Here is a 13,837-nt window from a genome sequence, read left to right on the forward strand (position 1 = left end):
AGAAGGCCCCCTTCATTTTTCGGTTCACGCTTGAAATAACTGATAAATCACCGGGACTTATCAAAATAAAATGAACAAAACGCTTAGTTCTATTCATTTATTACTTAAGTAAATGTTCGTTGAGCTTTAAGCTGTCGAGCCAATTGGATAATCTCCATTGTTAATTCGGCTTCAAGCTGTTGGTTGCCCACTCGTTTTGCTTCTTGCTGTTGAATCTTTTTCTGCTCAATTGCCTCTGCAATACTTGATAAGGCAATTACATGTAATAAATCGGCAACTTCTCGCTCAGAGCTTTCTTCCGATAAATTCTGATACGCAATTTCAATTGCTAATTGTTTGGTTTGATTATCTTGCAAAAAATTAATAAAATCGGCAATGTCGAAACTTTGATGCAGTGTCGCATAACTTTCTAGCAAGAAATATAATTCTTGGTATTCATCATGAGCGAACGAAAAATCTGGCAATTGTTGAACGGTTTGCCGTACTCCTTGTTCATTCATTAAACGAAATAATAAAGAACGTTCTGCTTTTTGAACTTGTGTTAACGGTAACTTGTTCTGGACGTGATTCTCTTCAAAAACAGGTTCTTCCATTGGTGGTGGCATCATTTCATCTTGATAAAATTGTTGCCGTTCTTGCCGTTGGACTGAACGTTGCTCTTGCTTCAATTGATTGAATTGTTCTTCTAAACTATGAACAGAAAGTTGAAATTCCTGAGCAATTTGGTTTAAATAACGATCACGTTCCAAGGGAGATTGAACATTGGTTAACTCCCGTAACAATTCGTTCACATAATCCAATTGTTCTTTTTCATTATTCATGTTTCTAGTTAACCGATGATAATTCATTTTAAAACTAAAAACTGTTTCTCGGCCATGATTGGCTAAATTTTGAAAAGCTTCTGCGCCATATTTCCGCACATATTCATCAGGATCCAGCTTTTCAGGGATGCTGACAATACTCAAGTCAAAATGACTGTTTTCTTGCAATAATTGAATCGCACGGTTTGTGGCTTGAACACCGGCATTATCGCCATCGTAACAAATAACTACTTCCTTAGCGACCCGTTCCAAACGCCGAATTTGTTCATTGGTCAAACTAGTCCCCATTGAAGCCACACCACTTTTTACGCCTGATTGCCAAGCAGCGATAACATCCATGAATCCTTCAAAAAGCAAGACTGTATTTTCTTTACGAATTTCTTTTCTGGCTTTATCAAAGTTAAACAGCGTTTCTCGCTTATTAAAAAGTGTTGTTTCAGGACTATTCAAGTATTTAGGCATCTCATCCCCTGGAAAATCAGCTGTTTTTAACAAGCGACCAGAAAAGGCGATGACATTGCCTTGGGGATCATTAATTGGAAACATGATTCGTTGATAGAAACGATCCAAAAACGTACCGTTATCTCTTTGGACAAACAGCCCAGAAGGCTCAAAAAGCGTTTCATCCAGTTGTTCATTTTTAAAAACTTGACTTAAGAAATCACGTTTTTGCGGCGCAAATCCAATTTGAAAGGTCTCAATTAGTTCTTGTGTTAACCCCCGCTCTAATAAATAGTTTAATGCGGGTTCGCCAATTTTAGTATTCACTAAAATATGATGGTAAAGTTCTGCGGCTTTACTATGCAGTTGTAACAAACTCCGTCTTTGTTGGTTTTCTGGGGTATCCGCTACTTCACGCGGCTCTGACCAATCAAAGTCCACAGATAAATGTTCCAAATCTGCAACACGTTTCACGGATTCTGGAAAACTAATGCCTTCAATTTCTTGCAAGAAATTAAAAACAGTTCCACCTTTCCCGCAGCCAAAACAGTGAAAAATTTGTTTGTCTTCTGCTACTGAAAATGAAGGGGAACGTTCTTCGTGAAACGGACATAAACCCATATAATTTTTACCGGATTTTTTTAACTGGACATACTGCCCAATAATATCTACTATATTCGTTCGGTGACGAACTTCCTCAATGACTTCCTGAGGAATGCGTTGTGCCATTGTCCTCACCTCCTAAGAATAGCATTGTGCTAACTCATGTGATTGACCGTTTAAAAAACGCACTGTCATTTCAGTGCGAATTCCAATGGACACATTTACACATGATTTATTGTATCACATAATCTCTGTTTTTCAAGTATCTTGTTTCAACTCACCAAAAAAAGAAAGTATCTAGGACAAAAGTCATCCTGACTCCTGCCCCAGACACTAACTCTTAAAATAATCAGTGAAACATCAAGCTTGCTCCGACTTCCTTCAAGATTTAAAGAAGAACTGCATTTCTGGAGACGAATACTTTTAGCTCAACCTCTGTTTTTTATAAATCTTTAATTGTTTTTCCAGCACGTTTCATTTGTACGAAACCAATTGCTACACGCACCACAATATTAATGGCCATCATAATAAAGAAGAGACCCATTGTTTGCGAAGTTAAGAAACCAATTTCTAAAATGTTGTGGAATAACATAGCTGCTACATAAATACCAATAATAGTACTGAAAACCAAGAAAATGCGTAATGGATTGAAAGGCAGACATGCTCGAACAACAGCCATACAGCTAATTCCAACTAATAAATAATACATTAACGTCGTGGTGTCTAAAGAAGAAAATCCTTGATTTTGTCCAATCAGATAAACAGCAATGATATTCGCTACAACTAAAAGCGCATTAACAGACGCATTTTTCAAAGCCGTTGGTAAAAACTTCCCGACAACTTTTCGTTTGTCCCCTTCGAAAGATAAGAAGAAGGCTGGATATCCTTCAATTGCTAAATCAATCAAGGTCACTTGAATCGGAATGAACGGGAACGCAATGGCTGTTAAGGCACAAATGATTGAGAGAATAAACGAATAAATCGTTTTAATGAAGAAAACGCTGGAAACTCGAGTTACATTATTTACCACACGCCGTCCTTCAAACAAGACATCTGGTAACGTTGTAAAATCAGAATCTAGTAAAACTAGATTAGAAATTTGCCGAGTAGCGCCATCTCCTTCTGCCATAGCGATACTACAATCCGCTTCTCGTAACGCCAAAACATCGTTGACGCCATCGCCGGTCATCGCCACCACATGCTCTGTGTCTTTCAACTCACGTACAATGGTTCGTTTTTGCTGAGGAGATACACGTCCGAACACCGTGTATTGCTGAACTGCTTCACGCACTTCTGCTTCTGTCGTTTTGGTCGACAAATCAATATAAGACTCATAACCAGGTAGCCCAGCACGACGAGCAATATTTGAAACAGTCACCGGATTATCGCCAGAAATTACTTTTAAGTCGATTCCTTCTTCTTTTAGATAAGCCAGTGTTTCTTTGGCATTTTGGCGAATTGGATCATCAATTTCTAGAATTGCTAACGGCTCTAAATAAGGCATTTTGGTTTCGTTTAACGGTTGTTGCTCCGCAATAGCTAACATCAAGACGCGATACCCATTCTCTTGTGCTGTAAAAACAGCTTCTGGCAACCGACTATCGTCTACCAAACGCTCAGGAGCCCCTAAATAAACTGTCCCAATTTCTGGAAATTCAATAGCTCCCCATTTTCGTTCAGAAGAAAAAGCCAAGACTTCTTTTGCGCCAAATCGATTGGATACTTCATAATGATCACGAATTGCTTGCATTGTAATATTATTATCCGTACTTTCAGATAGGTAGCTTCCGATAATCTGCGGGAAAAGTTCTTCATATTGGTCATGCAAGATAATCGCCTTTTGCACTTTCATTTTACCTTCTGTAATCGTTCCAGTTTTATCTAAACACAAAGTGTCCACATGGGCCAATGTTTCAATTGAGTACATATCTTGTACTAGAATACGTTTTTTGGCTAACTTAATGACACCTGTTGTCAGCGCAATACTAATTAATAGTACTAATCCTTTTGGTAACATCCCTAACAAAGCAGCTGCAGAAGCAACAACAGATGTTTTAATGCCAGCATCTCTTAACCAAAAAGCTTCAACAAATAAAATAATCCCCAGAGGAATAATCACCCAACTTGTAAATTTAGAGACTTTACGAATCGAATTGACTAACTCTGATTGAATTGGTTTATGCACTTTGGCTTCTTGGGTGATTTTCACAGCATAGTTTTCGGCACCAACGTGGATAACACGGGCATAGGCTTGTCCGCTAACAATGAAACTTCCAGAAAGCAAGGTATCGCCGATTTCCTTTTCAATTAAATCTGATTCACCTGTTAACAACGCTTCATTCGCTTCGACTTTACCGTCAATAACTTCCATATCAGAAGGAACTTGTTCCCCTGCAGAGATAACAACAATATCTTCCATAACTAGTTCTTTTGTATCAATTTCTTGTTGTACGCCATTTCGAACAACATGAACATTTTCTTTTGCCACAATAGATAATTTTTGAACTAAATTACGGGCATGAATTTCTTGGAAAATCCCGATTGACATGTTCACAATAATAATCGCTAAGAAAGCCAGATTGGAATACGCTCCGACAAATAGTAAACAAACAGCGATTGCAAAGTTTAAAAAGTTGAATAACGTCATGACGTTATCAAAAATAATATCTTTTGTAGATTTTGCTACATTTTCCTCATAATTATTTTGAAGGCCTAACTCTTTCTGCTTGGCAACTTCTTCTGTACTTAACCCTTTTTTCAGGTCGACTTTATTCAACATCCAGCTCTTTCCCTACCTTTTCAATTAATCAGTTACATCCCTTCTAGTTTACTTGCATTTTCATGAAACTGCAAGAAAAGCCTAAAAAATTCCTGTAAGTTGAAAGAATTCTTTAGACTTTTCTCGTTTTAATTTAACTTTTCAATAAACCAACGATTCATTTTGACAATTTCTGCATAGAACATATTGCCACCATTTTGATAAAGGTAACCACCGTTGTAAACTAACGCTTGCCAACGATAATAACGATATTTCGTATTTTGGTCATTCCCTAGCAACGGTGAAAGGACTTCTCTTGAATATTCTTCTGCTAACTCTGTCGTGTGTTTCCCGCCACGTTCTTTAACAAACTGAATATAATCCAGTCCATAATTATATGCTTGTACGCCTGTCCACTCATCGCAGCCAGCTTCTTTTGCTTTCGCTAACGCTTCCGCGAGAAATTTTACGCCATGTGCGATACTTTCCTCTGGTGTTTCAATCACTTCTTGTTGTCCATAAACACTTTCACTGCTCTGCATAATATCGCCAGATTTCCCTTTAGATTCTGTATAGATAATCGCTAAAGCTAATGTTTTGTATTCAGGTATTTTATTTTTTTTGACTTCTGCTTCTACTTGTTTTTCAAAGGTCATTACCGTTTCAACATTTTGATGTATTTTATAGCCAAGATAGCCAAGACCAGCAACTAAACCAACAAACAAAAGTAGCATGATTTTATAAATTATTTTTCTTACTCTACGCATCGAATCATCCAAACTTTTTCTTTTAAGATACGTTCTATGTTACTTGAAATAACTGAAAAAAGCGAAGTTTTTGTTACTTCTTTAGTTTTATTTAATAAAAGTAACTTTTTTGTGAACAAACCGTAACTTCGCAAGATTGAACGTTTTCACCTAGAATAGAATAACAAGTAATTTTGTTCTATTGGCGCTTATTTATTGCATCAAAAAAGCCCAGATAAGAATGAACAAAATTCTTTTCTAGGCTTGACTTTATACAACTTATCTATTCTTTTAACAAACAGTCAAATGTTTTATGGAATTTTTTTCCCAGTCATTTCTTCATAGTCTCTACTCATCATTCTCCAAGCTTTTTCAATATCTTTGTTCAATCCAAACAATCCGCTTCTACCAACAATATAAATATCAGGTCCTGCAGCATCAATTCGCTTAAATGAATTTCTATTCGATGAGCCGTCCATTTCAATTACATAACGATACCCTTTTTCTTCACGTAAATTACGAAGAGCAACAATTTTATCAAGTGTTCCTTCAATAAATCGTTGGCCAGCAAAGCCTGGATCAACGGTCATGATTGTGATTTTATCCAACAATTCAATATATGGAAAGATTGATTCAATAGGCGTTTCGGGATTAAGGACGATCCCTGCTTTAAGATTAGCATTGTGAATTTGGTCAATTAGGCGAAATGCTAGACCATCTAAAACCTCTGCATGCATACAAATCCATTCACATTTGATATCTACTAGTTGTTGTACCCAAAAGCTTGGATTCGTAACCATTAGATGGGCAGATACTGGGAGCTTCGAAATTTTTCTTAACTCCTCAATAAACCACGGAGATAGCGTGATATTTGGCACATAGTGACCATCCATGATGTCTATATGATACGAAGCAACATGATCATTCAAAAAGGTGATTTGTTGTTTAAACTTGTCCAAATCCATCGTCATTAGTGACGGAGAAAATTCAACTTTGTTCATTCTAATTTTCAACTCTTTCTATCTGATTATTTGGTTGATGTTTTTGAAAATTTTTCTAACTCGTTATATTCAGACGTTGACACATCTCTGATAGGCAATATAAATTGCATTAATTTTGTTGCGCTTTTTCATTTTGTTTAGAAAATCTGAATATCTTCCAAGTTTATCTCCTCTTCTTCTTTTTCTACTAAAGCGTCCATATCTTTCTCAGTTACATCTTTCTTAATAATAGCTAAAACTAAACCGGTAACCACTGCGTTTACAACAATTGCAATCACGCCAGCCAGCGGTTTACTCATTGTTGGAATCATTAAAACACCGCCAAATGGAACTGTCGCATCTGCCCCTAAGATTATTGTTGTTGCGCCACCCACGAAGCCACCAATCGCTGTAGCAATGACTCCTCGGACAATATCATTCATAACTAAAGGAATAACACCTTCAACAATGTTAATCACGCCCATTGGTACGGCAGACTTTAACGTTTCAACTTCTAGTTTTGTATAAATATTTTTTCTAAATAATTTAGCAAAGAAGAAAGCTAATCCAAAGCCTATTGGCGTTGCTGTATTTACTAATTGCAATGCTGTAATTGGTCCATTAAGTCCTTCCGCTTGCATTGTCAAAACAAAGGCAAAAACAGTTTTGTTAATGGGTCCGCCATAGTCTATACCACTTAATAAACCAATTACACCACCAAAAATTAATAATGACGAGTTACCTAAGCTATCTAAAAAGTTCGTTAATAATGAAGTAAATGCCGTTATTGGGGTCCCGATAATATATACCATGATTAATCCACCAGTAATTGAGGTTAAAAATGGAATAATTAATGTTGGCATTAACCCTCTCGCCCAATTGGGTAATTTCACATATTTCAAAATAGCTAATACAAGATATCCTGCCAAGTAACCACCTAAGATACCACCAATAAAGCCAGCGCCAACTGCATTCGCAGTTAAACCAATAATAAAGCCCGGAGCAATTCCAGGTTTACCGGCGATTGAAAAGGAAATGCCAGTAGATATAACAACTGGAAGTAAGCCTAAGCCAGCGCCACCCATAGTAGCTAAAGCATCCCAAAGCGAAAATTCACCTGGTACCAAGGTTCCTTGACTTGAGCCACCAAACCCCATACCAATTGCAATTAAAAAGCCAGCACCACAGACAATTGGAATTAAATATGAGATTGCTGTTAATAAATGACCTTTAAGATTTAACTCTTTTAGTTTTTTCATTTTTATCCTCCTAAACATTGTTCTTTTATTTTATTTTCTATTTAAAAAAATTACTGTTGTGGATTCTTCTGTAGAAAATATCCACAATATGCTGTCTTAGTAATTTCATTAAGAGAATGCCTTCACTACATCCTCTGGCGATTTTGATTGAAGGAATTCTCTCACTACTTCATCATTTCCGAGTTTTCTGGCAAACAATGATAATAGTTTAAGATGGCTAGTTGTTTCTTTATGATCATTGCCCACAGCAAAAAGAATGATTCCTTTTACGCCATTATCATCTAAAGATTCCCAAGGAATTTCTGTACTATTAATACCGATGGCCACGCCTATTTTTTTTACATACGCACTTTTGCCATGTGGAATGGCTAGATAGTTTCCGATGCCCGTTTGGCCTTCCGCCTCTCTATCATAGATATCTTTTATAAAGCCTTTTTCCTCTGAAATATTGCCATTTTCAAGTAAAAGATTGGCTAATTCTTTTAACGCTTCCTCTTTTGTATTTACATTCATATTCGTTTTAACGGTTTTTAAGTCAATGATATCCTTTACTTCCATTACAATTCCTCCTAGAAGATTACTTTTCTTGTGTCATAACTTCTTCTGCTTTTTCAATTAGTTTAGTGGGTGATTTTACAGCAACTTCTGTAGGTACTTGAATGATTCGTTTCCCATCAAAACGCTCTCTTCCAGAAATTTTTACATCAATGGCTAATATAACAATGTCCGCTTCCTTAATTTGTTCATCCGTTAGTTTGTTTTCAATCCCAATGGTCCCTTGTGTTTCTACATGGATCTCAACTCCTGCTTTTTTTGCAGCGTTCTCCAATTTTTCTTGTGCGATATATGTGTGAGCAATTCCTACTGTGCAGGCTGCTACGCCGACTATCTTCATTATTTTTCCTCCTCAAATTTTTCTATATTTTTATAAAAATCTGTTTCTGTTTTTAAACACAACAGCTTTTCTAAGAAGTCTTCATTTGCTAATTTTCTAGTAAATCGACTGATTTCTTTTTTTACTTTTAACCGTTCATTTTCTTTTAGTAAGATGACAATAATTAATTTCACTTGCTTAATGTCTGCCGTCCATTCTTGGATTTCTGTTTTTAAGCCAATCAGATATATTTCACTTTTTTTCAAGAGTGCATTTTCTAAATGTGGCAAGACAATTTGCTCTGCAATCTGATTACTTCCCATCTTCTCACGATTTACCAAAGATTCCTCAATCTGCTTTTTTTCTTCGAGCGTTAACAAAGGTGCTGCTGTTTCTGCAATGAATTGATATACTTGCTGTTTTGAAAGAAGTTCTTGGTTTAGGAAAACTTGGTATAAAGGATTAACGTTCATGATAGATTTCCTCAACTTTTCTTTGTAATCGATACTGATCATCCATTGTAAACATGGCACTTACCAACAATGATTTAATGGGGACCTTTTCCTGTAAATGAATCGTTGTAAGAATCAATTCAATATCAGAATAATCTTTTAATGATTTCCTTATATTTCGTGTGGCAATAATTTCAACAATTTGTAATTCAGGAAATTTCTTTTCAACTTTTACTCTCAATAGTTCTGAAGTTCCAATTCCAGTGGTACACATAATCAAAGTACGAATAGGTAACTGATTGGTTTCAATCATTCGTGCAAAATACAATGTAATAAACCCATTCTCGTCTTCGTTTATAGCCGGTAGTTGATAGTTTTTACTTACTTGCTTAGAAACTTGCACAATTTTTCTAAAAATTGTTTCATACGTCATTTTTATTTGATCCAATAAACTATTCTTAACATGTATGCCGTTTTCAAGACGATTTATCATTGGTTTTATATGACTAGCCAATTCAAAAAGTAGCTGATCATTATCAGTTAAAATTTTTAGTTGTGCACTCATTTCCTCTAAATAAAATTGAGTAATTTGCATTACTTTGAAAGAAAAATTAGTTGCTTTACTAAATGAACCTTGCATCCTAGAAGAAACTAAATATTGATATAAGTAATAAATTTCAACGTTAGGCAGTCTCTTATTTAAATAAGTTTCAATCTGTTGAATCGTTGTTTGCGCGACCTTTTTGAGTACTAAGTCCTTTGTTAATTCTTGTTCTTCTTCGTCAGATAATTGGTATTTTTCAGAAATGGCTACTTTTCGTGAACGACTAATTAAGATATAAAGATGCGAAAAGATGTTTACATTATATGGATGTGGAATAGTAATATCTAGTTTCTTTTCAATGTTCCTGACTTGATCTAACGTAAAAAGGACATCATAATTATTAAAATTTAATGCTTTGTTGTTTCGAAGATCCTCAATATCGATAATGTTCAACAGTTGTATTCTATCGGAAATGGCTTTCCTGATAGCTCTTTCCTCCCCGATAATTGCCAACGTTCGATTTTTCCGTTTGAGTGTTAAATCATATTTCTTTAAATCTTCGGATAATTGTTGTTCATCGCTAAATATCACAGAATCGCCAACATAATATCTTGCAAATAATTCATAAACATTTTTAGCTTGTGGAGAAGCTAACAACAATTCCTCCAGAATTCGATTGCGTCTTTCCCTTGGCGAAAAATCACTTTCTTTTTCGACTAAATGTCGATTCTGTTCCATAAATCGTTCATAGTCTAGCTTGTATCCTCGTCCTTTCTCAGATAATATGAGTGAACCTTCTGAAAATTCATCGTTAATTTTTTTTATCAAACGATAAACTGTCTTAGGAGAAGTACTTAGGCAGTTTGCCAATTCTTCTGCAGTCATATAATCTTGTTTTTTTGAGAGAAGTAACAACAATTTTTGTCCACGTTCTTTTTTCGAACTCATAGCAACCCCTCCTTGATATATTTATTATAATCCATACAAAAGAAAACGCTTCCTTGTTTTCTGTCCGTTACATTGGCCATTTTTGTGAGTGGTTAAAGTGTTCAATTATGCGAAACTTTCTAAGGCTATTTATAAATAAAAATCTGTAGAGCAAGCGATTTTGAATTACTGGCTCTACAGACACTAATATTTTCAAAGAATACAAAAAAGGGCTGCCTTACGGCTAGCCCTTTTTTACTTTTATTTTACGGTAACATTTCCGATTACATCATTTATTGAAGTCGTTTGACCTGCTTTTTGTAAATCGTATTGAGCAACGATATCTTGATTTGTGAAAACAACAATTAAATCTGATTTTTTGCCAGCTTGTTTTAATGCGGCTAAATCAATGGTTGCAATTTTATCGCCTTGTTTTACAACTTGGCCTTCTTCAACATGTAATGTAAATGGTCCACCTTGTAACTCAACAGTATCTAGACCCATGTGTAATAATACTTCAATGCCTGAATCTGTTTGGATACCTAACGCATGCTTTGTTGGGAAAATGCTAGTAATTTTACCAGCAACGGGTGTTGAAACTTCGCCGTCTGTTGGAACGACAGCAAAACCGTCACCCATCATTTTTGCTGAGAAAACATCATCTGGTACTTCAGAAATAGGAATAACTTTCCCATTCGCTACAGAATATAATTCAGTTTCTTTCGTTGAAACTGGCGCTTTTTCTTCAACAACTGGTTTAGAAACAGGTGTTTCTTTGACTGGTGTTGCTGGCGCTTGGTGGTTATATAATCGTTGCATTTCGTCAGCAACAAATTGTACTTCCGTACCAACAATCACTTGGATATTGGTGTCATCAATGACTTTCACACCAGGAACCCCAGTTGCTTTAATTTTTGCTTGATCCACTTTGCCTGTATCTTTCACTGTTAAGCGTAAACGAGTTGTACAGTTATCAATAGAAGTTACATTAGCATCAGCGCCTAAACCATCATAAATACGACGAGCTAGAGAAGCAAATTTGTTGTCACCTTCTGCAACATCTGGCGTTTCTTCGCCATCGCCTTCTTCACGTCCTGGTGTCATTAAGTTAAACTTAGTGATTGCAAAACGGAAACCGAAGTAGTAAATTGCCGCAAAGATAAGTCCTTGAACCACCAACATCATTGGATGATTCGCGACTGGGTTTTTCAAACTTAAGAAAAAGTCTACAAAACCTGCACTAAAGGCAAAGCCAGCTGTCCAATGCATAAACGCAGCGAATGCTAAAGAAATACCTGTAAAGACTGCATGTAAAACATATAAAGGCCAAGCAACGAACATAAATGAGAATTCTAAAGGTTCAGTAACGCCTGTAAAGAAAGCCGCAAAACCAGCAGCTAACATTAATGAAGCTGTAACTTTTTTCTTCTCAGGACGCGCACATTGATAAATAGCAAACGCGCCTGCTGGTAAACCAAACATCATTACTGGGAAGAAACCAGCTTGGTACATCCCTGTTTGTCCTACAATTGCTTTACCAGTATCTAACGCTTGTTGACCAGCTAAAAAGTTCCCAATATCATTGATACCAGCAACATCAAACCAGAAAACAGAATTCAAGGCATGGTGTAAGCCTGTTGGAATTAATAGTCGGTTAAAGAAACCATACAAGCCAGCTCCTACGAAACCTAAGCTAGAGATTCCTTTACCAAAAGCAACTAATCCGTTATAAACAACTGGCCAGAAGAAGAATAAGACAGCTGAGATTGCTAACATCGAAATAGCTGACATAATAGGAACTAAACGTTTTCCACTAAAGAATGATAAAGCCATTGGCAATTTCACACCAGAGAAACGATTATACATTGCCGCAGCAACTAAACCAGCGACAATCCCGACAAAGACATTGTTGTCCATGCTGTTGAAGGCTGGGTTTACTTCAGCAATATCCTTGAAGCCTTTAATGGCTTGGATAGAAGCAGGCGCTAAAACAGTTTTTGGCACTAAATAAGCGACTAAACCAGCTAATGCTGCCGATCCATCTTTATCTTTTGACATTCCTAACGCTAAACCAACCGCAAATAATAATGCTAAGTTGTTTAAGATAGCCAAACCACCATTCATTAGAAAAGTTGTGGCTGGACTAGCGCCGATTGTTCCCACGATCCAGTTAGCAATACCGACTAATAAAGAAGCCGCCGGTAATACAGCAACTGGTAACATTAACGAACGTCCCATTCTTTGCATATACGCTTTCATTATACGTAACTCCTCACATAAACTATTTAATTTTTATTATTTGGTCATTCTTAATCGTTCAATGTGAATCGATAAATAACCAAGTTCTTCATTTGGTACTTGATAATGAAAATTTCTCATTAATAAGACTTGTACTTTTTTTGAGATTTCATAGCTTTCAGCATACTTTTTCTTTACGACTTCCAAAATTTCTTCATCTAAAACAGCATATTGATTTTGTTGGAAGCGATGAATAAACAAACGTAAATGATTCACCAAACGTGAATAACTGAGACTATTTTTATCATCATGAATATCAATAGCCAATTCCTGCTCGATTAAATGAATAATTTCAGAAACGATTGTAACTTCACGGATACTTTTACTATTATCAGTACGCCCGCTGCGAGCACTATGGATATGAATTGCAATATATCCCGCTTCATCATAACTAAATGGAATTTCTAAGGTTTGTGTTAAATATTCTACAGCCCATTGAGCAATAGCAAATTCTTCACTATATAAAATCTCAATTTCACTTAAAAGCTTGTTCCGAACAATAATATTATTTTGAATATTTTCAGCTGCAAAAGCAATGTGATCACTCAACCCAATATTAATATGTTCATTCAACTTTTCACCCAATACCGTTTCAGCATGTTGGATAATTTCTTCACTCGCTAAAAAGTATTTGTCTTCAATTTGTGATAGCAGTACTTGAAGTTTTTTCAGTCCTTCTGGCTCCATCACAAACATCCGCTCCACCAATTGTCGAGATAAGACATCATTTTTAGTCTTATTAAACCCGACGCCTTTACCGACAGCTACTTTCTCCTGTCCTTCGTCAAGAACAAGTACAGCATTTTGATTTAGCACCTTTTTAATTTTCATAAATGACCCTCTTCTGCAGAAGTAATTCTAACATCTTCAGTGAAAACAACAAAAAAAGCATAGAACAATCCCGTTAAACATGTTGCGTAACCATTGTACACCACATTGTATTACGAAATTCTTCCATGCCTAGTATTATCTAGTCACATGAAAACGCTATTCATTTGTTAACAGTGCTTATTCTAACGAGTATCATTATTTTTGTCAACCTTTTTCAATTATTTTTTTATTAATTGTTGACTATTAACAAAAAAGAAGCTCTTATCGGGAAGAGGTCGGGACAGAAGTGTTTAACTCCGAGAA

The 13,837-nt window shown here is 36.0% G+C and carries 11 protein-coding genes; all 11 read right to left on the reverse strand.

From position 1 onward, the window contains the following. Window positions 1-104 precede the first annotated feature (104 nt). The 11 genes from dnaG to HMPREF2810_RS07190 all read right to left on the reverse strand — a co-directional run bounded on the left by dnaG (window position 105) and on the right by HMPREF2810_RS07190 (window position 13,534). Window positions 105-1,991: a DNA primase gene (gene dnaG, locus HMPREF2810_RS07135; protein WP_002380276.1), complete on the reverse strand. Its 1,887-nt coding sequence runs from the start codon at window positions 1,989-1,991 to the stop codon at window positions 105-107. 316 nt (window positions 1,992-2,307) lie between these two features. Further along, window positions 2,308-4,644 (reverse strand): cation-translocating P-type ATPase, encoded by a 2,337-nt coding sequence (locus tag HMPREF2810_RS07140; RefSeq protein WP_002420217.1) that lies wholly within the window; start codon window positions 4,642-4,644, stop codon window positions 2,308-2,310. 128 nt (window positions 4,645-4,772) lie between these two features. Continuing rightward, on the reverse strand, window positions 4,773-5,390 hold the full coding sequence (locus HMPREF2810_RS07145) for a lysozyme family protein (protein WP_002357646.1): 618 nt from the start codon (window positions 5,388-5,390) through the stop codon (window positions 4,773-4,775). Window positions 5,391-5,680: 290 nt separating this feature from the next. Then, window positions 5,681-6,370: a D-allulose 6-phosphate 3-epimerase gene (gene alsE, locus HMPREF2810_RS07155; RefSeq protein ID WP_002420219.1), complete on the reverse strand. Its 690-nt coding sequence runs from the start codon at window positions 6,368-6,370 to the stop codon at window positions 5,681-5,683. A gap of 137 nt (window positions 6,371-6,507) precedes the next feature. After that, the gene (locus HMPREF2810_RS07160; protein WP_010715184.1) at window positions 6,508-7,608 is read right to left on the reverse strand and encodes a PTS fructose transporter subunit IIC; all 1,101 of its coding nucleotides are present in this window, start codon (window positions 7,606-7,608) and stop codon (window positions 6,508-6,510) included. 108 nt (window positions 7,609-7,716) lie between these two features. Then, window positions 7,717-8,166, reverse strand: coding sequence for a PTS sugar transporter subunit IIA (locus HMPREF2810_RS07165; RefSeq protein WP_002365638.1), 450 nt, complete (start codon window positions 8,164-8,166; stop codon window positions 7,717-7,719). A gap of 19 nt (window positions 8,167-8,185) precedes the next feature. Further along, window positions 8,186-8,503: a PTS fructose transporter subunit IIB gene (locus HMPREF2810_RS07170; protein ID WP_002357651.1), complete on the reverse strand. Its 318-nt coding sequence runs from the start codon at window positions 8,501-8,503 to the stop codon at window positions 8,186-8,188. Beyond that, window positions 8,503-8,955, reverse strand: coding sequence for a PTS sugar transporter subunit IIA (locus HMPREF2810_RS07175; protein WP_010715183.1), 453 nt, complete (start codon window positions 8,953-8,955; stop codon window positions 8,503-8,505). Before HMPREF2810_RS07175 ends, HMPREF2810_RS07170 begins: the two co-directional genes overlap by 1 nt. Continuing rightward, complete coding sequence (locus tag HMPREF2810_RS07180) at window positions 8,945-10,426, reverse strand: BglG family transcription antiterminator (protein ID WP_010715182.1); 1,482 nt, start codon at window positions 10,424-10,426, stop codon at window positions 8,945-8,947. The genes HMPREF2810_RS07175 and HMPREF2810_RS07180 overlap by 11 nt, the downstream gene beginning before the upstream one ends. Window positions 10,427-10,666: 240 nt before the next feature. Then, on the reverse strand, window positions 10,667-12,664 hold the full coding sequence (gene nagE, locus HMPREF2810_RS07185) for an N-acetylglucosamine-specific PTS transporter subunit IIBC (RefSeq protein ID WP_010715181.1): 1,998 nt from the start codon (window positions 12,662-12,664) through the stop codon (window positions 10,667-10,669). 36 nt (window positions 12,665-12,700) lie between these two features. Next, complete coding sequence (locus HMPREF2810_RS07190) at window positions 12,701-13,534, reverse strand: PRD domain-containing protein (protein WP_002357655.1); 834 nt, start codon at window positions 13,532-13,534, stop codon at window positions 12,701-12,703. Window positions 13,535-13,837 lie beyond the last annotated feature (303 nt).

Origin of the sequence: Enterococcus sp. HMSC078F03, assembly GCF_001811595.1 — a bacterium.
Taxonomy (GTDB): Bacteria; Bacillota; Bacilli; order Lactobacillales; family Enterococcaceae; genus Enterococcus; species Enterococcus faecalis.